At 46.5% G+C, this 21208-nt stretch carries 20 protein-coding genes; 11 read left to right on the top strand and 9 right to left on the bottom strand.

Translation table 11 applies throughout. The annotated features are described in order from the left end of the window. Together rbsK and azu are read left to right on the top strand one after the other, a co-directional pair. Positions 1-912 (top strand): ribokinase, encoded by a 912-nt coding sequence (gene rbsK / locus SO_RS03815; protein ID WP_011071105.1) that lies wholly within the window; start codon positions 1-3, stop codon positions 910-912. 169 nt (positions 913-1081) lie between these two features. Continuing rightward, the gene (azu, locus tag SO_RS03810) at positions 1082-1558 is read left to right on the top strand and encodes an azurin (protein ID WP_011071104.1); all 477 of its coding nucleotides are present in this window, start codon (positions 1082-1084) and stop codon (positions 1556-1558) included. Between the two features lie 100 nt (positions 1559-1658). Here azu and SO_RS03805 read toward each other — a convergent pair whose 3' ends face one another. The 3 genes from SO_RS03805 to SO_RS03795 form a co-directional block, all read right to left on the bottom strand. After that, positions 1659-1964: a DUF3622 domain-containing protein gene (locus SO_RS03805; RefSeq protein ID WP_011071103.1), complete on the bottom strand. Its 306-nt coding sequence runs from the start codon at positions 1962-1964 to the stop codon at positions 1659-1661. A 366-nt stretch (positions 1965-2330) separates the two neighbouring features. Beyond that, entirely contained in the window at positions 2331-2897 is a 567-nt protein-coding gene (locus SO_RS03800; RefSeq protein WP_011071102.1) for a phosphoribosyltransferase, read from the bottom strand. 317 nt (positions 2898-3214) lie between these two features. After that, positions 3215-4981 (bottom strand): alkaline phosphatase D family protein, encoded by a 1767-nt coding sequence (locus SO_RS03795; RefSeq protein ID WP_011071101.1) that lies wholly within the window; start codon positions 4979-4981, stop codon positions 3215-3217. Between the two features lie 270 nt (positions 4982-5251). Here SO_RS03795 and SO_RS03790 point away from each other — a divergent pair, with 270 nt between their 5' ends. Then, entirely contained in the window at positions 5252-5677 is a 426-nt protein-coding gene (locus SO_RS03790) for a CBS domain-containing protein (RefSeq protein ID WP_011071100.1), read from the top strand. Between the two features lie 79 nt (positions 5678-5756). Next, positions 5757-6362, top strand: a complete 606-nt coding sequence (locus SO_RS03785; RefSeq protein ID WP_011071099.1) for a DUF4274 domain-containing protein — start codon at positions 5757-5759, stop codon at positions 6360-6362. A 293-nt stretch (positions 6363-6655) separates the two neighbouring features. Here SO_RS03785 and SO_RS03780 read toward each other — a convergent pair whose 3' ends face one another. After that, positions 6656-8017 (bottom strand): MATE family efflux transporter, encoded by a 1362-nt coding sequence (locus SO_RS03780; protein ID WP_011071098.1) that lies wholly within the window; start codon positions 8015-8017, stop codon positions 6656-6658. A gap of 349 nt (positions 8018-8366) precedes the next feature. Here SO_RS03780 and SO_RS03775 point away from each other — a divergent pair, with 349 nt between their 5' ends. Beyond that, positions 8367-9281: an alpha/beta hydrolase gene (locus tag SO_RS03775; protein ID WP_011071097.1), complete on the top strand. Its 915-nt coding sequence runs from the start codon at positions 8367-8369 to the stop codon at positions 9279-9281. Positions 9282-9427: 146 nt separating this feature from the next. Here SO_RS03775 and SO_RS03770 read toward each other — a convergent pair whose 3' ends face one another. After that, the gene (locus SO_RS03770) at positions 9428-9910 is read right to left on the bottom strand and encodes a cupin domain-containing protein (RefSeq protein WP_011071096.1); all 483 of its coding nucleotides are present in this window, start codon (positions 9908-9910) and stop codon (positions 9428-9430) included. A gap of 143 nt (positions 9911-10053) precedes the next feature. Here SO_RS03770 and SO_RS03765 point away from each other — a divergent pair, with 143 nt between their 5' ends. From SO_RS03765 to pdgB, 3 genes are all read left to right on the top strand, one after another. Then, positions 10054-12222: a TonB-dependent receptor plug domain-containing protein gene (locus SO_RS03765; RefSeq protein WP_238560547.1), complete on the top strand. Its 2169-nt coding sequence runs from the start codon at positions 10054-10056 to the stop codon at positions 12220-12222. Continuing rightward, positions 12222-12683: a TlpA family protein disulfide reductase gene (locus tag SO_RS03760; RefSeq protein WP_011071094.1), complete on the top strand. Its 462-nt coding sequence runs from the start codon at positions 12222-12224 to the stop codon at positions 12681-12683. Before SO_RS03765 ends, SO_RS03760 begins: the two co-directional genes overlap by 1 nt. Before the next feature lie 257 nt (positions 12684-12940). Beyond that, positions 12941-13849, top strand: a complete 909-nt coding sequence (gene pdgB / locus SO_RS03755) for a diguanylate cyclase PdgB (RefSeq protein ID WP_011071093.1) — start codon at positions 12941-12943, stop codon at positions 13847-13849. A 76-nt stretch (positions 13850-13925) separates the two neighbouring features. On the opposite strand, the gene SO_RS03750 is transcribed toward pdgB, so the two are convergent. From SO_RS03750 to SO_RS03735, 4 genes are all read right to left on the bottom strand, one after another. Beyond that, entirely contained in the window at positions 13926-16124 is a 2199-nt protein-coding gene (locus tag SO_RS03750) for an OsmC domain/YcaO domain-containing protein (protein WP_011071092.1), read from the bottom strand. Positions 16125-16339: 215 nt separating this feature from the next. After that, positions 16340-16627: a hypothetical protein gene (locus SO_RS03745; RefSeq protein WP_164925620.1), complete on the bottom strand. Its 288-nt coding sequence runs from the start codon at positions 16625-16627 to the stop codon at positions 16340-16342. A gap of 323 nt (positions 16628-16950) precedes the next feature. Further along, positions 16951-17340: a ribosome recycling factor family protein gene (locus SO_RS03740; RefSeq protein ID WP_011071091.1), complete on the bottom strand. Its 390-nt coding sequence runs from the start codon at positions 17338-17340 to the stop codon at positions 16951-16953. A 256-nt stretch (positions 17341-17596) separates the two neighbouring features. Then, a complete protein-coding gene (locus tag SO_RS03735) occupies positions 17597-18460 on the bottom strand; it encodes a LysR family transcriptional regulator (RefSeq protein WP_238560546.1) in 864 nt (287 codons plus the stop codon). A gap of 409 nt (positions 18461-18869) precedes the next feature. Between SO_RS03735 and SO_RS03725 the strand changes: the two genes are divergently transcribed. The 3 genes from SO_RS03725 (at position 18870) to SO_RS03715 (ending at position 21081) form a co-directional block, all read left to right on the top strand. Then, entirely contained in the window at positions 18870-19487 is a 618-nt protein-coding gene (locus SO_RS03725; RefSeq protein ID WP_011071090.1) for a short chain dehydrogenase, read from the top strand. Positions 19488-19571: 84 nt separating this feature from the next. Continuing rightward, entirely contained in the window at positions 19572-19817 is a 246-nt protein-coding gene (locus tag SO_RS03720; protein ID WP_011071089.1) for a DUF3297 family protein, read from the top strand. Positions 19818-20637: 820 nt separating this feature from the next. After that, positions 20638-21081 carry a tellurite resistance TerB family protein gene (locus SO_RS03715; RefSeq protein WP_011071088.1) on the top strand — a complete coding sequence of 148 codons (444 nt, stop codon included), beginning with the start codon at positions 20638-20640 and terminating at the stop codon, positions 21079-21081. The last annotated feature ends 127 nt before the right edge of the window (positions 21082-21208 follow it).

The raw sequence follows: 21208 nt of genomic DNA, 5'->3' as shown, positions 1-21208 counted from the left end.
ATGAGCCATATTCTCGTTATCGGCAGTGCCAACGCCGATCATGTTATGAACTTTGAGTATTTGCCTGTTCCTGGACAAACCTTAAAAAGCCGAAGCTATCGGTTAGAACATGGTGGCAAGGGCGCCAATCAGGCGGTCGCTTGCGCCCGGCTGTGCCTTCCCGATTCTCGCGTAGATTTTATCTGCCACTTAGGCCAAGACAGCATTGGAAATGAAATGCGCGACAGTTGGCTCAAGGATGGCATCCAAGCCGAGGGCATCACCCTAGTCGACAATGTGAGCACTGGCACGGCGATGATTTTTGTCGCCGATAATGGCGAAAACGCCATCGGGATCGCCGCTGGGGCCAATGCCCATCTCACCCCCCTTGAATTAGAAAAACATTACGCCCTGTTTGCCAATGCGCAATACCTGCTGATCCAGCTCGAAACACCCACCGAAACAGTTAGCAATGCACTCCAAATGGCTAAACGTCTTGGTATAACCACAGTTCTCAATCCAGCGCCAGCGGCCACTCAGGAGCTGGATTACCTGAAATGGGTCGACATTATTACCCCCAATGAAACCGAGGCCGAAGCATTAACGGGTATTGAGGTCAAGCATGAAGAAGATGCCAAACTCGCGGCCCAATGGCTACATCAACAGGGGATTACCACTGTGGTGATTACCTTAGGTAGCAAAGGCGCATTTATTAGCAGCCCTGGTTTTACCGGGCTAATCCCCGCCCTCACTGTGCAAGCCATCGATACGGTCGCCGCTGGTGATACCTTCAACGGCGCGCTCGTTGTCGGCTTAAGTGAAGGTATGTCAATTGCCGCCGCCGTCAGCTTTGCCAACGCAGCATCGGCGATTACGGTTACCCGTGAAGGTGCACAGCGCGCCATCCCCTACCGCAGCGAAGTATCGCGTTAATCCCATCGGTGCGGCAGACTGTCGCACTCTGCCTATTTCATTCTAAAGTTGTATATACATAATTTACATACCAAATTCATTCCCATTTAATGAATTCTGCCTATGCTGGTTTGCGTATGTTCGAGCCCAAACGGCTCGATCCGCCTTGTTCACAATAAGGAAGTACCAGATGAAAGCGACAAGCACCATTTTCCGTAATATGACTAGCGCAACCCTACTCGGCCTAGGATTATTCGTCGCCAGCCAAGCGAGTGCGAATGAATGTGAGCTAAAGATTGCTGCGACTGACGCAATGCAATTTGACACTAAAGAGCTGTCTGTTCCTGCAACCTGTAAAGAAGTCACCCTCACGCTAACCCACACAGGCACCCTGCCAAAAGCCGCCATGGGACACAACTGGGTATTAACCAAAGCTGCTGATATGTCAGCCGTTGCGACCGATGGTATGGGCGCTGGAGCCGATGCAGCCTATGTTAAAGCGGGTGATAGCCGTGTGATTGCACATACCGGTCTAGTCGGTGGTGGTGAATCGACCTCAGTCACCTTCAGCACCGCGGGCATGAGCCCAACTGAAGCTTACCAATTCTTCTGCAGCTTCCCTGGTCACAGGGCGATTATGCAAGGTAGCTTTAAGTTAAAAGGCTAATGCCAACGCGAAGCCTTTAATTCAAATAACAAAAAGCGGATCTTTAGATCCGCTTTTTGTGGAGTGCAAATAGGCCTATAAACCATTTTGCCTTGGCGACTTACTCTTCGTCGAATTCGTCTTCATCATCAAAATCATCGGCATCCGTTGCCGCTTCAGCCGCTAATGCCGCCGCTAATTTGGCCTTAGCTTGTTTTTCTGAACGACGCTTGTTGCGCTCAACCAACGTGCCTAAAAACACTTGCAGTTCAGCTTGGCCCCAAGCCTGTGCTTCTGCTTCGGTCGCAAAACCATCGTGGCTTTTCGACACTACCGTCTTAGTCGACGTCATACGACGGGTGATTTCAGTCTTCCAACCATTTTCAGCTTGAGTTACGCGAAAATCGTATTTTTTACCCTTGCTCATTCTGCTCTATTTCCTAAATGATGCTTGCCACGTTTGTCTTATCAAGCGATACAAACGCCATCATAAAACAAAAGGAGCGCAGTTTACTTGATTTCGGCAAAGAAAGATCGCTTACGAAAAAATTTTCATGCTTTGCACTTTCAATGCACCGCGAGAATCCCAAAGTAACACGGCATGCTAGATGATTTTTCGTCCTAATCTTAGTCCTAAGCTCTGTATCAAGCTAGCGTAAAAATAGCGATTAATGCTGGTATGGAGATCGTCGAGTGCGATATGACCTTTACAACTATTAAACCATCAAAGCAAAAAAGCGCTAGCGATTGACCGCTAACGCTTTCTTATAGCAATCGTATTAAGTCTTTATTGTTACTTAAAAAGATGCTGAATATTTTTTAAATCGCCCTTACCCTCGGCAATTTCTTCCGGCGTTAAACCTGTCACTTCGTGTGGGAACACCAACCAATCTTCAGAGGCATGGATATAGTAATCAGGTTTTAAAGGCACTGCAGTATTCTTTGGCTTGTAATACGGGCAGGCGATGCGAATATCCTTAGGCATATTTAAACGCATCAATTGGCCTAACTTTTCCTTGAGCGCATGGATACTGCGGCCAGAGTCAAACACATCATCAACAATCAATAAACTGTCACTAGCATTGGCATTTTCAACAATGTAATGCAGACCATGCACTTTGATTTCTTTGCTTTGTTTGTCAGTGCCAATGCCGTAGTAAGAAGAGGTACGCACGGCAATATGGTCGGTTTCAACTTGTTTAAAGTCGAAAAACTCTTGCACCGCGATCCCGATAGGAGCACCACCACGCCAAATACCGACGATAAACTGCGGACGGAATCCACTCTCATAAACCTGTGACGCTAATAGAAATGAATCTTCGAGCAGTTGCTGTGCGGTAACGAAATACTTCTCTGACATGACACCGATCCCCATCTTAGTTATTGATTTTAGGCGGTAAAGCGTAGCTTTTTACCTAGTAAGGTCTGTTCGGCGTCCAAAACACAAGAACAGCATTCTCTTCACAAGAGCCTAGCAAGTGTAGGTGGCCGCCGAATTTTGGGAGCGAATTTTATACCAAAAAAAACCACCGTGCTGCAGTAATAGTAATAAGTTGCAGATTAACTGCCGTTTATTTTGCATTTTTAGGACGAAACTAACAAAACGCGCAAAAAAAGGCCACCCAGAGGTGGCCAACAAGGAACGAGCACAAGCTAAGCAAAGTTTGCCCTGATGGATTAGCTCACAGGGTTGATACTAGGTTTACCAACCTTGGTTATGGCGCTGAAGCGGCGAGAGCTGGCTTCTTCAAACTCCTTCGTCAGAATCGTGCTGACATAATGCCAGTCGCTACGCACAGCGTCTTTGGTGAAGGTTAAGGTCATAAAACCGCGGTCTTTTAGGTTAGTGTATTGAAGATCCGGCACCAGATCGACAATCGCCGCCTCGGTCGCGGGGATCTGCTCCGCAGGCAGATTTAAGTAGTATTCCAATCCCGGTGATGACACTGAGCTCGTAGCAAACTCCACCCCAACGGTATTGCCATTAACATCTTTTAACTCATTCGCCCACGCGTTATGGGTGTCACCGGCGATCACCACCAGGTTGTGATTTTTCGATTTAGCCGTACCTAGAATGACTTCTCTTTCATAGGCATAACCATCCCACGCATCTAAGTTATAGGGAATCGCTGGGAGTTGCAGCAGGGCAATCACCTCGGGCGTTAATAGGGCTTGATTAGCTTGTAAATACTGCAACTCTTGGGCAGTTAACGTCGGATCATTTGCTGCAGCACGGGCCGCTAACTTCGCCAGCGCACCTAACATGGCAAATTGGGGAATGCTCATCTGCTGGGTTGCGATTGCAGCGGGTAGCGACATCTTACCCATCAAAATTTGCTGACCCAACACCTGCCAAGTGCCCGTGGCTTGCAATAAGGTGCCCTGTAACCAAAGCAACTGAGTTAATCCTAATAGGGTTCTAGAAGTGGATGTCACATCGGCGCGGAAACGCTCACCATCGAAGGCGCCCGTGGTGGCATCCATATAATCGGCATAGTCGAGCTGTTTATCGCGGGCCAAAACGCGCGTATCAAGCATGTGCAAATCGACCAGATTGCCGTAACTGAAGCTGCGGTAAATCTCCTCATGGTTCCCCTCACGCCATGGACGAATCGGCAGCCATTCAAAATAAGCCTGCAACGCCGCTTCTTTGCGTGCAGCAAAAATCCCTTCACCTTCGTTATGATTCTCTGCGCCATCACGCCAAGTGTCGTTTGCCACTTCATGGTCGTCCCATACCGTAATAAAAGGCACTTTAGCGTGCAGTTTTTGCAAACTGCTATCCGAACGGTATTGGCCATAACGGGTACGGTAATCGCTTAATGACAGCAGCTCATTGGCGGGTAACACTTCACGCCCCAGCTTTGCCGCATTTTCACTGGCATAACCGCCGCGGGCATATTCGTAAATGTAGTCACCAAGATGCACCACAGCATCCAGATCATTCTGCGCCGCAGCCAATTCATATACGTTAAAATAACCTGCAGGGAAGTTAGCGCAGGACATTACGGCTAACTTGACTGAACTCACCTCACCCTCGGGTAACGTGCGGGTTTTACCCACGACGGAGGTTTTGTCACCCGTCATAAAGCGGTAAAAATAGTTTTGCCCTGCACGTAAACCGCGGGCATCAACTTTAACGGTGTAATCACGATTAGCATTAGTGACCATCTCCCCAGTCGTCACTAATTGGGAGAACGCTGCATCACTCGCCACTTGCCAACTGACTTTAACATCCCCAGCAGAATCAGGCGTCACACGAGTCCAAAGGATCACCGCATCCTGCATGGGATCGCCACTGGCAATCCCATGTAAAAACTGTGCAGGAACAGAGTTATCATCATCACTGTTGCTACATCCCATTAGGCCGTAGGAGATCACTGCAGCGCCAATACCTTTAGCCGATATTGCTAAAAAATCACGACGAGTCACGGTTCGTTTCATTATTATTATTCCTTTAGAAGATGAGGGTTCACTGGTATGAGGTCTAATGAGGCCCCGATTGTGAGACATCACTGTTACATATTTGTGACGTCTTTGTCAGCCTTTTATGATTTCTTTTAATTCATAGCCTTATACTGAATATCGTACTTTATTTGTACAATACTGGCATAAGACGCAATGAAGCTGCTAACATCGAATAAGAGGCAAATCGCTCAGATTTTGGCTCGTCCAGAGTCAAACCAGAGCATTGTTAAAAAAGGAATTTATAGGATGAAAGTCAGCGATATTATGAGCACAGAGGTCATCTGCATCAGCGATGGTGCGAGCCTGAAAGATGCTCACCATTTAATGCAAACCCGCGGCGTGCGCCATTTGCCGGTGATTTCTGAAACCGACGGCGCCCTAGTCGGTGTACTTACCCACAAAAAGATGATCGCCAGTGTCCTGTCGATGTTAAACAAATACGGTCAAGGTGCACTCGATCGTAAAGAACGCTATACACCGATCGCCACTGTGATGGATAAAGATTGCCAATCACTCACCCCAAATGAACCCTTAAGTACTGTGGTGGAATACTTTATCGACAATAAACTCGGTTGCTTACCCGTAGTCGATAACAATAAGAAAGTATTGGGAATAGTCACCTCGTCCGACTTTATCAAGCTGTGTCGTACCCTACTGCAACAGCAAGCTTAATGCCTAAGACTCCCCCAATTCCTCGCCAGCTCTCGCAGAGCTGGTGAGTGTGGTTATTCCAACATTCCTAAGGAAGCACGTGGCCAAGTTATTAACCCAAGAACAATTTATTCGCGCCTATGAATGCGCAGAATTAGGCTGTATTGCCAATCATCAACAACTCGCCAAATTACTCGCCGATCCCGATTATGACGCTTTACATGAATACAGCGCCTACTTTGGCAAAGCGGCGACACAAATCACCTGTATCAGTGACTTACAAAGCATGGAGGAATTGCATTTTGTCGCGGGCAACTTAAATTGGGATGACCATGATCCCGATATGGTCAGAGCGATTATCGAACATCCACTCTGCGATGCGGGTACCGCCTTATTGCTCTACTGGTACGGACAAGGCTTTTATTACTCTACACCGGAGACACTCGACACACCTTTTGGACAACTATTTACCGACATTACTGAACGCTTTATTACGCACGGCTATGCCAGTTATAAAATCCATTTTGACCCGATTAAAGAATGTTTTATGCCCTCATTAGAGGATGTGTTGACGCGAGGATACCAAATTCCCGGTGCACTTTTTGCCCCCTACAGCACCATGGAAATCGAAACCGATGCAGGGCACCCAAGGTATCTGCAATTTAAAAATGAACTGCTGAAAACGGGTAAATGGGGCAACCAATAAGGGTTGACCTTTTATACCAATCACATTAAATATCTAATCAGTTCAGAGCCTCACAGGTATCTCAATCCAAGGCGCATTGACGAAGAAATGGTTATTCCCTTTTAAGTCAATGTAACACGGGAGTGAGATACCTGTGAGGCTCCCGAAGGGCGGGGTTGAACGGGCTTTATACTGCGTTTAAGGCTTTCGACAGAGCGCCACTATGCCTTCAAGCCTTCGCCTTGTCTAAAGCCCGTTTAACTCCCGCTGAATGAACAGATATTTAATACGATTGGTATTATTATCAGAACGATTTAAGCTGAAGTTGCTGGCGGAATACGGGTAAAACGCTGCCAGCGACCCGAGCGCCAACGTTGCACCATAATCAATCCTCGCACCCACTCGTCGGCCGCAACGGCAAGCCAAGCGGCAAGCACGCCATAACCTAAGTACAAGCCAAAAAACCAAGCCAGAAGCACGCCAATGCCCCACATACTAAATAGCCCGACTCGCACCGTAAACGCCACATCTCCTGCGCCTTTTAACGCCGAAATAATCACCAGATTAAACACTCGCCCAGTTTCCAGCGCGATTGAACCTAATAAGAGTAATGCGGTGAGTTGAATCACTTCAGGATTTTCACTCAACCAACCCACAATGGTAAAACGCTGCCAAAAAAAGATTAGCACTATGGCAAGGGAGACGATAAAGCCCACGAGGCAATACTTTTGCACCCGCACCGTTATCTCATCAAACCATTGTTTGCCCACGTAGTAACCAGTTTGGATCTGCGCCGCCTGCCCCAATGCCACCGAAAAACAGTAAATAAAGCGGCTGATATTCAAGCCATAGGTATAAGCAGTTAAAGAGAGCGTGCCCATCTGACTGATAAAATAAATAATCGTCATCTGCGCCACATTGTAGGACAGCATTTCGCCCGCATTGAGCAAGCCAATGCGCATCACGCTCCAATAGGTGCTGCGCGGCAGTGAGTTAAGCCGCTGCATCGGTAGCGGAATATGCTTACTGCGGATCACAGCCAGCATAATCAAGGCACCCATCAGCTGGCTGGTCACAGTAGAAATCGCCACCCCAGTGACTCCATAAACCGGCAAACCAAAGGGAGAATAAAGGGCAATATAGTTACCGAGCACATTCATCAACCCCGTGCTCAATGTGACCAACATAGCCGAGCGAGTAAAACCGTAACTACGTAAGATGGCGGCAAAGGCGATGTTCATCACCAGCCCGATACTCAAACTGCCGCAGATCAGCAGATAGTCGTAACCATAGCCCGCAACCTTAGGCTCTAACTCAAATAAACCGATAATGCCGTGGGCACAAAAAAACATCGCAGCGCCCATCACCACCGCTAAACCTAAACTTAACGCCACACTGGCGACACCAATATCGGTCGCCTCTTGGGTTCGGCCTGCACCATTATTTTGGCTGATCAGAATACTGGCGCCCGTGCTAACCATCATCGACATCACCATCATAAAAAACATCAATTGGGTGGTGAGTCCAACTGCTGCAACCGCATTATCGGAATAATGGCTCAGCATAAAAATATCGCTGATCCCGAGTAAGGATTGCAGCAAGGTTTCGATAAAAATCGGCCAAGTGAGGGCGATGATGCCCATGCGTTGTTGCAGGGTTTTAGCTGATGTGGCCACGTCCAATCCTTACCGCTGGAAGACAATTTAGAGTGCAATAACACGCCAGACTGATGAAGATGTTATCTTGAGTATGGCGAGGTGTAATTTTCTGACATTTTTAGCCTGTGCTCAATCCATCATCAACGCTAAAGCCATACTCTGCAACCGTATTCATTGGCCAATGCTCAATTCATAGGGAGTCGCAATATACCTGCGACAACTCAACAAAAAAATCTAATTAACTGAAATAGATGGAGTTAATAGCAAATCACCCAATACACACTACCCTTTTCGAGATTGAGTCGATACACTTTGCCCACCACAAGGGGCGATAACAGCTCGCCCAATACACTCAGGGAAACTGCACATGAGCGAACGCTATTTAGAAAATGGAATTAGACAATTGGTGAGCGAGTTTATCGCTGCGGGTTGCCCTTCAGTACGCGAGCAAAGCCTTGAGGAGCGCCGCCAAGGTTACATCGCAAGCACGGTATTGGCGGGCGAGCCGGAAGCCGTTTTTGAGGTCAAATCAGTATCCCTTGAGGGAATCGAGTTAACCTTGTTCAAGCCATCGGCGGACAACAATTTACCCGTGGTAATTTACTATCACGGCGGCTGTTTTGTCAGTGGTGGCATCGCCACCCATAATCAGCAACTGCGTAAAATCGCCAATGATTCCGGCGCATTAGTGGTCGCAGTCAGCTATCGTCTCGCTCCAGAGCATGTGTACCCCGCCGCCCATGATGATGCCTTCAACGCCGCCAATCTCGTGCAGCAGCATTGCCACCAATGGGGTGGAGACAACACCAATATCACCTTGATGGGCGACAGCGCCGGCGGCCATTTAGCCTTAGTCACTTGCCTGCGGTTAAAGGCCAAGGGGGAATGGTTGCCTAAAAAACAAGTGCTTATTTACCCGATGTTGGATGCGACCGCCAAGAGCCAGAGTTATATCGACAATGGCGATAAATACATTATCACCCGCGACACGCTGCTCACGGGCTTTGATATGTACCTCGACTGGCACCCCAGAACTGACGTCGAAGCCAGCCCACTACGCAGCCACGATTTAGCTGGCCTGCCCGAAACCCATATTATTACCGCCGAGTTTGATCCTCTGCTTGATGAAGGCGAGCAACTGTTTCGCCATCTGTTAGCGGCGGGCGTCGATGCCCATTGTCGGCGCTATTTAGGGGTGATCCACGGCTTCTTTCAACTCGCGGGCGTCAGCCAATCAGCGCGGGATGCCATGGCGCAAGTGACTCACATTATTCGCGCTTAATCCTCACTAAGCCGCATGCTCTTATCCTAAAGCATGTGGCTGATTTCATTCACCCAATGTAGAAATAACAGCCAGAACCCAATAAGGGCAAAGCTCTGAATCACATAGCGTTGAATCACATAGCGTTGAATCACCTCACTTGGTGATTAGTTAACTTCTGGCCGACTCAATTTTTGAACCACTGCTTTATGCTGCGGATACATGGCCAATAGGGCTTCTTGGCTAAACAACTCAAAGTCATCGAAGGTAAAACCGGGTGATACCATACAGCCCACCAGCGAGAATCCATCTTGATTCATCGCCGAACCAAAAATGCAGCCCTTAGGCACCAAAAACTGTGGCCTTTCACCCGCAGCTAAATCCAATCCTAATTGCGCCGTTGTTAGCTCGCCCTCGGGGGAAATCATGTAAATCGTCAGTGATTGACCTGCGTGGAAATACCACATCTCATCCGCCGTGAGCCGATGAAAATGCGACACTTCGCCTGTTCGCAGTAAGAAATAAATGCTGCTCCATAGCTGTCGACTGGGGTCAAAGGCGGTTTCCGAGCGGTAGGAGGATCGGTAAAATCCTCCTTCCACATGCTGTTCCAGTTCTAAAAACTTAATAAAATCATCCGCATTTTGCATTTTTACGACTCCATTTAATACATGCTTATCGCTTTCAACGAGGGTTAATACATTTTTTAAAAAGATGTTAGAACCATGACTAAAATCAAATAATAACAATTCTCATTTACATATAATCCTGCCACAAATTATTTTACGGAGAAATGAGAGTGAAGCCCACTTACCTTGCCATCCTTTTAGCCGCAGTGCTCCATCCCCAGTTGGCCAACGCAGAAGAAGTCACTAAACCTGAGTTGGAAAAAATCGAACGCATGAGCGTTGTTGGTGTAAGACAAAGGTTAGAGCAAGCGGGAACCTTAGCTAACACTATCATGAAGACCGAAGTTATCGACGCCAGCATTATTGAAAACAAAAATGCCGTAAATCTCTCTGAAGCGATTGAAAATTCACCCGGTGTCAAAGTCTCCAACGAATGCTCAATGTGTGGTGTTAAACGCATTATGCTCAACGGCATGAAAGGCGAGCAAACCACAATTCTGGTGGATGGTTTGCCCGTACATACCATGATCTCTGGCTACTATGCGGTCGATGCGATTCCAACAACTGGGGTTGAGCGGATTGAAGTCGCCCGTGGGGCTGGCGCCTCCTTAATCGCCCCCGAAGCGATTGGTGGCACCATTAATATCGTCAGTTATGAACCTACGGAAAACGGCGCTGAACTGGATATATCCGCCGGTGAAAATGGCTACCGTAAACTGGGTTTCCTCGGTAAAGGGGTCACCGAAGATGGCCGCACCCGCGCCACGCTTGTCGCTCAATATGATGATAGAGATCAAGTCGATGCGGACAATAACCAAGTCAATGAAGCGCCAATGCAGGAAAACCGCAGCTTGACTGGCCGAGTTTCCCACGATTTGACCGATGCCGATAACCTTGTGCTACGCGTTGCCAATATCCAATCAGAAATTTTTGGTGGCCCTATGTTAGGCAGCACCTTTGCTGATGGCACTGCCTCCAGCATAGGTAACGTGTTATCAGGTTATGATGGCCAGCCGAGTAAGGCACAAAATCTCTTTGAAGATGGTGATGTGCGTAAACGTTATACCGGCAAAGCTTGGGAAACCACGGAATGGATTAAAACCGAGCGCAATGAAGCCTCATTAACCTGGCTCAGGGAATTTAGTGACGATTGGAACATGCATCTTGCTGCCAGCTACGCTGACCATAAACAAGATTCATTTTATGAAGGCTTCGATTACAGCGCCGATGACAAAATGTGGTTCTTTGATGCTCGCTTCAACTATTTACTAAGCGAGAGTCAATTACTCACCTTCGGCGCCGACTTACGCACCGAAGAAATGCGTTCCCATTCCCGCTCTGGCAGTGCCAACCCAGATTATGTTTCCGACTCCTTTGACTATGATGTTAAAGGCATTTATCTGCAGGATACCTGGCAGGCGACAGAGTCTTTAGAAGTCGCTATGGCGCTGCGTTACGATACCATTACGGCCGATTTTACCGATCCCAATAAACCCGGCACAGAGTTAGATGAATCGATCCTATCCCCAAGGGTGGATATTCGCTTACGCCATAATGACGAGTGGACCTCGCGCCTATCCGCAGGCCGCGGCTACCGTGCACCCTTATCCTTCTTTGAAACCGACCACGGCATTTTGGACGGCTCACTCGGCTTTGATATTGATATCGACGAGTTAGAACGCTCCAATTCCGCCAACTATGCCCTCAGTTACGAAGGTGAGCGCCTCACCTCGACCGCCTCGATCGCATGGACCGAAGTCGAACATTTAGCGGCATTAACCACCAATGATCATGGAATTCCATTACTGACTCAACTGGATGAAAAAGCGCGGGTTATCACTAGCGATATCGCCGTTGGTTATCGCTTAACCGATGATATGAGCCTAAGCCTTACTGCTGAGCATTTCGATTATGACTCGGTATTCAAATCCTCCTATGCCATTGCGCCAGTTGAAAAACGCGTCACACTCAGCATGGATTGGGATGTGAATGACTGGGAAATTTTTGCCAACCTCGTGTGGATCGGTAGCCGCGATCTCGCTGAATTTGGCTACGAAGGCTATAACCGTTTAGACGCCAATGGCCAAGTGGACCCAAGCTCGAAAAAGACCACCGACGCACCCGCTTATGTCACTGTCGATCTTAAGGTCAGCTATCAAGTCAACGATACCCTCTCAGTCTACTCAGGTGTCAGCAATCTGTTTGACTACACCCAAGCAGGGGATGAAGAAACACCGCTATTTTTTGATGCGGATGGTGCCTTCGACGTCGGCTATATCTATGGCCCACTGCGTGGCCGAGAAATCTACGCTGGCATCAAGTTTAGCTTCTAATGCAACGCCTCATTCTTCTACTGCTGTTGTGCTGCGCCCTGCCGTTATCGGCGGCGCAGCTCACCCGCGATTATCAGTTTCAAGCACTGAGAAGCCAAACGCTCACAGATCTGTCGCATCTAGAAGGACAATCCACAGCGTTGATGTTCTTTGAACCTGAATGTCCTTGGTGTATTAAGCAGGCAAACGTACTCAAGCAACTGCATAAAAGCTGCAATCAAGCGATTCAGCCCGTGGCGCTGGGGGTCAATGGGGATAATTTGGCCTTAAAACGCGCCCTGTTTAGGCTTAATTTTCCCTTTGAGGCCTACCGCGTTCCGCCTGCTTTACTAAAGGAGATGGGTGGCATTCCCGCGACGCCAATCTTACTGCTGTTAAATCCCAAAGGAGAATTAATCAAGGGATATCGAGGCTTTACCGATGAGCAAGAACTTAGAAATCAACTCTGTCACTCGAGCTAACCCTAGGATTATAACACCGTAGGAAGCAGCAAATCGATTTAGATAAGGCCGCATCCCTCAGCAAGAGGGCGATATTCAATAGGAAAAACTCCTTCGCATTTAAGCCATTTTTAGCAAACATCAGATACACTTACTCTGTCGCCCCGCAGTATCCGCATCCGTTGCCCAGATAACACTCGCATAATTAGTCACAGCAATATTGGGAAAGGGAAGCCAACACTGCCGCTAAAAACCCTCAACTACGGGAAGTTAGTTTGATGATCAATATTGCACAAATGGCGTTAGTACTTCACTCCTTGCCGGATCCTGCTTTTGTGATCACCCAAAGTGGACGCTATGTTGCCGTTTTTGGCGGTAAAGATGATCGTTATTACCACGATGGCAGCGGATTAGTCGGCCTATACATTAGCGATGTATTAAGTGAAAATAAGGCAGCCTACTTCCTTAGCATTATTGAAAAAGCATTAAATAGCCGTAATTTACTGATCGAAGAATATGAACTCAGTAATAAGGATGTTAAAGGCTTACCCGATCAAGGTCCCACCGAACCTATTTGGTTTGAGGGGCGTATTCAGGCATTGGATTTTCTTGTCGATAACGAACCCGTAGTACTTTGGGTTGCCAGTAATATCTCCAAAAGACATGACCTTGAGGTGCAACTGCGACAATTAAGCGATACCGATCAGCTTACCGGACTGTATAATCGCCACAGACTTGAACGCGACTTAAACTACCTCTTCGATACCTATTGCCGTCACCATATTCCGGCTTCCATATTAATGCTGGATCTGGATCATCTAAAATTGATCAACGATCAGCTTGGCCACCATGCGGGTGACAATATCATCATGACGGTCGCCAACACCTGCAAACAACAATTTAGAAAAACCGACAGCGCCTATCGTTTTGGTGGCGATGAATTTGTGATTGCCTTGCCCGGTGTTGAATATACTCAAGCCATTGTGTTTGCAGAATTTCTCTGTGATTGTTGCTTCAAAGAATTACAAAAACATGCCGTAAAAGGACTCTATGCCACCGTCAGCATTGGTGTCGCCACCATTCAGGCAAACGATAAATCCTACGAAGACACCTTAAAACGCGCCGATGCCGCGCTATATCAAGCCAAGCGGGATGGTAAGAATCGCGTAATAGCCAATACGGCGTAAGCGGCAGATTATATCAAGGTATATTGAGCATAAAAAAAGCGAACAAATGTTCGCTTTTTAATTATATATCAATAAATTAGAAAGTAATGCACTTAACCGCGTTGGCCTTGCGGGCGGAATGCAGCTTCTTATAGCTTTCGATAAGTCTTAAGTGCGGTTCAATCCCTTCGAGTTGCATGCTGGTCTTGGTTAGGCCGCTAAAGCGTACTTTACCTGTGACGCTGCCAACCACTTGCGCCATCACTTCCTCACCAAACATACGAGTAAAGTTATGGCTAAAGTCTTCGAGAGCTAGATCTTCATCCAGCGTCACTTCAAGTACCGCGCTCATTGCTTGGTAAAACAGATTGCGCTTCACGGTATTGTCGTTAAATTGCAGGAATTCACCGACCAGTTCTAGCGCTTCTTCATGTTCACCAAGTGCAAGATAAATCAAAATCTTAAGTTCGATAATGGTTAACTTGCCCCATACGGTATTTTCATCAAATACGATGCCAATCAGGGTACGAATGTCGGTGTAATTATCGAGCTGACTTTCCTCTAAGCGATTCACGAGATTAACCAATTGCTTAGTGCTTAAGGAATGCAGATTGAGAATATCTTCACGGTAATCCAGTGCCTTGTTGGTATTATCCCAAATTAAGTCTTCTACTGGATAAACTTCAGAGTAATCAGGCACTAAAATCCGGCAAGCCGATGCACCTAACTGGGTCAATTCGGCGACATACACCTCTTTACCGAGATCTTCTAAAATGCCGAATAGGCGATCCGCTTCTTCTTCGTTAGTGCCGGAGAAATCCCATTCACAGAACTCATAGTCATGCTTGCTGCTAAAGAAGCGCCAGGAGATCACGCCCGTTGAGTCGATAAAGTGCTCGACAAAGTTTTCAGGCTCGCTCACCGCCATGCTGTTAAAGGTCGGTTTTGGCACATCGTTTAGGCCTTCGAAGCTGCGACCTTGGAGTAGTTCGGTCAGGCTGCGCTCTAATGCCACCTCAAAACTTGGGTGAGCGCCGAAGGAGGCAAATACCCCGCCGGTTTTCGGGTTCATCAGCGTCACGCACATCACTGGGAATTGACCACCTAATGAGGCATCTTTCACCACCACGGGGAAGTCTTGCTCTTCTAAGCCTTTAATGCCCGCAAGAATGCTTGGGTATTTTTCCAATACCGACATAGGCACATCCGGCAGAACGATTTCTTGCTCGATAATTTGGCGCTTCACTGCCCGCTCGAAGATCTCAGATAAACACTGCACCTCGGCTTCTTTGAGGTTGTTGCCCGCGCTCATACCATTGCTTAAGAACAAGTTTTCAATCAGGTTTGATGGAAAGTACACTGTCTCGCCATCGGATTTGCGGGTATAAGGAATCGCGCAAATACCGCGCTCACGATTCCCCGAGTTGGTGTCGATTAAGTGCGAGCCGCACAGCTCCTCGTCGGGATTGTAAATCTCGAGGCAATAATCATCTAACAATCCCACTGGCAGCGAATCATCCTTTTCTAAGGCAAACCATTTTTCGTTGGGGTAATGTACAAACTCGCTATTGGCGATCTCAACACCAAAGAACTGATCGTTATAGAAGAAGTTATTGTTTAGCCGCTCGATAAACTCACCGAGGGCCGAGCACAGCGCGCTCTCTTTGGTCGCGCCTTTACCATTGGTAAAACACATGGGCGATGCGGCATCACGGATATGCAATGACCAGACATTGGGCACAATGTTGCGCCATGAGGAGATCTCAATCTTCATCCCCAAATCGGCGAGCATTGCCGTCATATTGGCAATGGTTTGCTCCAGTGGTAAATCTTTACCCAAGATATAGGTGCTGCTTTCACCCGCGGCATGACCCATAAGCATGGCGTTCGCATCGGCATCGAGGTTTTCAACGGTCTCGATTCTAAATTCGGGGCCAGTTTGCACCACTTTTTTTACGGTGCAACGGTCGATGGAACGCAAAATACCTTCGCGATCTTTATCCGAAATATCGTCCGGCAATTCGACATTAATCTGGAAAATCTGGTTATAGCGATCTTCAGGATCGACAATATTGTTTTGCGACAGGCGGATATTGTCCGTCGGAATATCGCGGGATTTACAATACACCTTCACAAAATAGGCCGCACACAGCGCCGAAGAAGCTAAGAAATAATCGAAGGGACTCGGCGCCGAGCCGTCGCCCTTATAACGGATTGGCTGATCGGCCGTTACCGTAAAATCATCAAACTTGGCTTCGAGTCTTAGGTTGTCGAGAAAATTAACTTTGATTTCCATTAGAATTTTTCCACTCAATATGCTCAAACGCAGTAATCGCATCCGTTACCGCACAGCATTGCCCTTGGGCGCTATCGTCTGGGGGGAATTATCGGTGTTTTTCGCCCGTTAGTCTTGGATTAATTATGTTAAAAAAACGCCAGCGGGATTTTATGCCGTGAGCAGCAAGCAAAAAGTAGGATTTATTGCGGCATTCACTGTGGTTTAGCCGAGGGTTAATGCTCAGCCTTGCCTCGCTTATCCGCCTCGCGCTTAACCAGTAAAAAGGTTAAATACATCTTAGTTGGCAGGGATAACGCCATGCCAAAGGCCACACATAAGGCGCTGATAATAATGCCCTTAACGCCCATAGCTTCGACGGTTTGATTAAAATTATGCAGATAAATACCTAGCGCAATCAGGCACAGGCCTAGGCTAATGCAGATTTTTAAGAGGGTGATCAGCCTAGGGCGTGTTGACGTTTCAGGGTTATTTTTGCAGCAATTTGGCTGGCTTTTATGCAAGGCAAAGTCCGTGCTGTGTAGTTATTCTACATAAACGGACGATAACGCGGCAGAAAAGCCAGCCAAATGCTGCCCGAAGGGTTCGTCTGGCAAGCCCTTGCTCTTTGTCACTCGTCATTTGAGTAGAATAACTACACATCATTCCTCGTTTCGCGAGCACGAACTTGCCAGAACGAACAAAATTTAATCTCGAAACGTCAACACGCCCTAGTATTCGTCATGATTCACGCTGCTATTCATAAAATTTGGCTAATATAGTGACCGCTTTAGCAGGCGCCTGTGTTGATACAAATCAAAGGCGACTCACTCTCGCAAGCAAAGCGCTAGAGTTCGGCCTCAAAGCGGGCCAATCTTGCCTCTGTTATGCTGCATTGGGTTTGCTGCATGAGCTCGCCTAAGGTAATGGCGGGGTTTTGGTTGATTAGGCGGATTAATTTTGCGCTCAATGGTTCAAGCTTATCGGCGTGTTGCAGCAAGGCGGTATCGATCTTTTTGATCATAAAGGCAAATTCGGCGGCATCACTCTGTGCTTTTAACTCACCACAACAGCTTTGAATAGCGATAGCCTGCCCTGTAATGCTCCAATTGCGGGAGCGGCGCACCCGCTTAAGCTCGCAGCCATGCTTTAGCGCCATTGCCTGCGCCCGCTTTACCGCCTCGCGGCCGATACGATGGATAAGTGATGGCAAGGGAATACTAATATCATCATGCATAGTGGTTAGATTCTGCCCTGCTTAGCGATAAAAAAGATTGATACATAAGTGACTAGATGCATAAGGAATTAGCTACATAAGTGGTTATCGGTATAACAACCGCAGCTTGAAAATCTTCAACATCGGCTCGAGCATCACTTTCACCACGTAAAATAATCAATACTAAGCGTCCTCCTCGATTTATTAGCATCAGCTTGCCAGCACTTTTCAACACGTTAATACATCAGCACATCAACACGCCTAGGTGCTAGAACCCTTATGATTTACGGATAAATGTGGGGTTGTCCGCGCACCATTGCAGCAATAACTGCTGTAACTGCCGCAGCTTTTTGGAGTAATGGCTTTGTTTTGCATATACCATATATAAATCATGTGGATATGATTGCCATTCAGGCAGTAACCGCACCAGTTTATGCTGCGCGATATCCTCATGCACTAAGTAATAAGGCAAACAGGCAATCCCTTGACCGCTCAAGGCTAAAAGATGACTGGTGGCATAGTTAGAGCTAATAATTGCGGGCTCAAACCCTAGGGTTAAACTCTCCCCAGCGGCATGCTCGAGAGTCCACTGCGTTTCGCCGCCTGAAAGTAACGAATACAGTGGTAAATCTTGGAGATTTATCAAGTCTGCCGAAAGCAAATATGCTGGCGCTGCCACTAACACATGGCAAATTCGCCCGAGATACTTAGCGACTAAATTATCGCTATGTTTAAGCGTGGTTCTTAAGGCAAGGTCAAACTGACCAAATTCAACATCTTGAATATCTTGCTCAAAACAAAATTCAAACCTAACCTGAGGAAAATGCGCCATCAACGGGATCAATAAAGGCTCTAATAGGGCTTTACCCAACTCAGTGGGGGCAGTGAACGTTAAACGGCCACAATAATCCTCGGTTAAATCTTGCACTAAACGCTCGGCTTCGCTGGCTAATCTGTCGATTTCACAGGCTTTTACATATAAGGTTTGCCCAGCTTCAGTCATCGAGACTCGCCGTGTAGTGCGATACAACAGCTGGCAGCCCAGCTCATCTTCCAAGGCTTTAACATGGCGAGACACTAGGGCGTGTTGACGTTTCAGGGTTATTTTTGCAGCAATTTGGCTGGCTTTTATGCAAGGCAAAGTCCGTGCAGTGTAGTTATTCTACATAAACGGACGATAACGCGGCAGAAAAACCAGCCAAATGCCGCCCGAAGGGTTCGTCTGGCAAGCCCTTGCTCTTACTTTCTGTCATAAGAGCAGCTCGTCATTTGAGTAGAATAACTACACATCATTCCTCGTTTCGCGAGCACGAACTTGCCAGAACGAACAAAATTTAATCTCGAAACGTCAACACGCCCTATCCCTTAGAGGCTTCAAGCTGCTCCGATGCCGCACTAAAGCTCTGCATTTTCACAACCATCATAAAGGATTGAAGATGAGTCAAATTCATTGATTGAATCCATTTTCTAAACAATCTGGTGATTATATGGGCTTTTTCAGTTTATTTCGCCGAGCTATGCTGTGTTTATATTCAATTATGGAGAAAATCATGAAAATACTCGTCGTAGGTGCAGCAGGCAATATCGGCCAAGCGGTGACGCGATTACTTAAGGCTGAAGGCCATCAAGTGATCCAAGTCGGGCGAACCCGTGGCGATCTGTTGATGGATATTTGCGATCCCAACTCACTTCAACAAGGCTTTAATCAATTAGGCAAAGTAGATGCGATTATCGCAGCAATGGGAGACGTCGCCTTTAAACCCTTTGTACAACTCGACCAAGCCGATTGGCAAAAAGGCATACAGAGTAAATTGCTAGGTCAAATCCAGTTAGTACAAATTGGCAGTCAGTTTTTAAATGCGGGCGGCAGTTTTACCTTAACCAGCGGGATTATCGCCGACGTGCCAGTTAAAGATGGTGTTAGCGCCGCCACCATCAACGGCGCACTTGAACATTTTGTTGCCGCGGTCGCCAATGAGTTACCCCAGCAGCGGATCAATATTGTCAGCCCTACAGTATTAACCGAGTCATATGCCGCGTATCGAGATTACTTTGCAGGTTTTAGTACCATTGATGCCGATATCCTCGCCAAGACTTACTTAAGATCGGTTATGGGCAGGGAAAATGGCCGCACTTTAAAAGCCTTTTCCAATGCGGGTGCAGTATAAAACCAGACTCTTGATTGAGATCCTTGAGCAAGGCGGCGGTATTGCCTACAATAACGCACTTTTTGTTCACTACAGATAACGACCATGACTGACACAACTGCACAACCCGCATTACCGGATCGTCTTTCGGTTAACCCACGCAGCCCACACCATGTGGCTGCGATTTTCGAACACGATGTAGGTATTCGCGTAAACGGTAAAGAACGTTTCGATGTCGAAGAATACTGCATCAGCGAAGGCTGGGTTAAAGTGCCAAGCAAATCTTTAGACCGTCGCGGTCAACCACTACTGTTAACGATCAAAGGCACAGTAGAAGCATTTTACCGTTAAGCCGCTAGCAGTTAAGCCGCTAGCAGTTAAGCCTTAGCGCAATAGCGGGATCATAACAACGGCCGATCCGATTGGCCGTTGTTATTTGCCCTGCGTCCCCCCAAGTTTCTCCCCCATGTCCATCTGCCCCCAGATAACCACAAATAGTTATTTAAATGATGAAACGTATTGAGGAAATTGCCTTTTATCACTGTTGTTGATTCACGGCGTAACGGCCACCGGATTATGAGACCGATAAAGCATTCAACTGAAAGTATGAAATAAAAAATCACTCAAAAATTTAAGATATGAGATCTCAAGCTAGTTGTAGTTTTAAAATTTCGAACTTCAGAATTTTCTTACATTTCACATTCATTCCAGCATGCTATCTTGCAAAAAATTAGGTTATGGCTAAAACCATTTTTTCATAATAAAAGCATAGATATTTCAGTTGATTACAGCTAGAAAGTTAAAGTCCTTATGCTTTGAAAGGAAAGTTTTGATAAATAACCGCTTTGGGAACAGCATAGCAAAGACCTGATAATCATATACTTAGGCAACCACTTGGTTGATTCTGTATAAATAGTTATTCAAGTTGTAGTTAACTTAAAGTAATAAAATACTTAGAGTCATTAGTGCTGTCCGGATTTTAAAATTAATAACACCAATGTTACCAGCAAAAAAAACTAACATGATCAGCATTAAGTAAAATTAAGCAAGGTAACATAGTACACTTTATTTAAATTGACAGATATAAAATTTACTTTTTCATTTCACTACACAGTGGGCACTACCATTAAATATGGCAACCAAGTTAACAACACATTATTGGAGATATACCATGAGTTTTTTTGACAAAATATTTTCGCAAGTGCAAGGCAGCTCAAATGATACGGTTCAGTTCGGATTTATCGGTATTTGTATTGCCGCAGCGGGTTCTGATGGGAATATAGATGATGATGAATGGGGTGCGATCGTTGGTTATATTTCACGATTAAAGATGTTCTCTGAAGTAAAAGATTCTGAAATCAAAAAAATGTTTAATAAGGCGATTGGTATTCTGAGAAGTAAAGGCTCTCCAGCGCTGATGACTGAAGCAAGTCAGTACATTCCTAACGAACTTAAGAATACAGCATTCGCTTGTATTTGTGACATTATATTGAGTGATGGTACTTTAGAACGAGAAGAAAGAGCTGTTTTAGAACAAGCCTATGGATGCTTAAACATTGATGAAAGTCAAGCAGCAACCATTATGGAAGTGATGCTAATTAAAAATAAAATGTAATTATAATATTAAATAGTAGCGTCTAGATTTTAATATCATTAATTTAGATTGTAACTCAAAGAAATGATTAATAAACGCCGCTAGAATTAATATTACGTTGCCATTCAAGCTCTGATAAAGGTAAATA

Source organism: Shewanella oneidensis MR-1 (assembly GCF_000146165.2).
Classification (GTDB): domain Bacteria; phylum Pseudomonadota; class Gammaproteobacteria; order Enterobacterales; family Shewanellaceae; genus Shewanella; species Shewanella oneidensis.
This window is presented reverse-complemented; position numbering and strand designations above follow the sequence as displayed.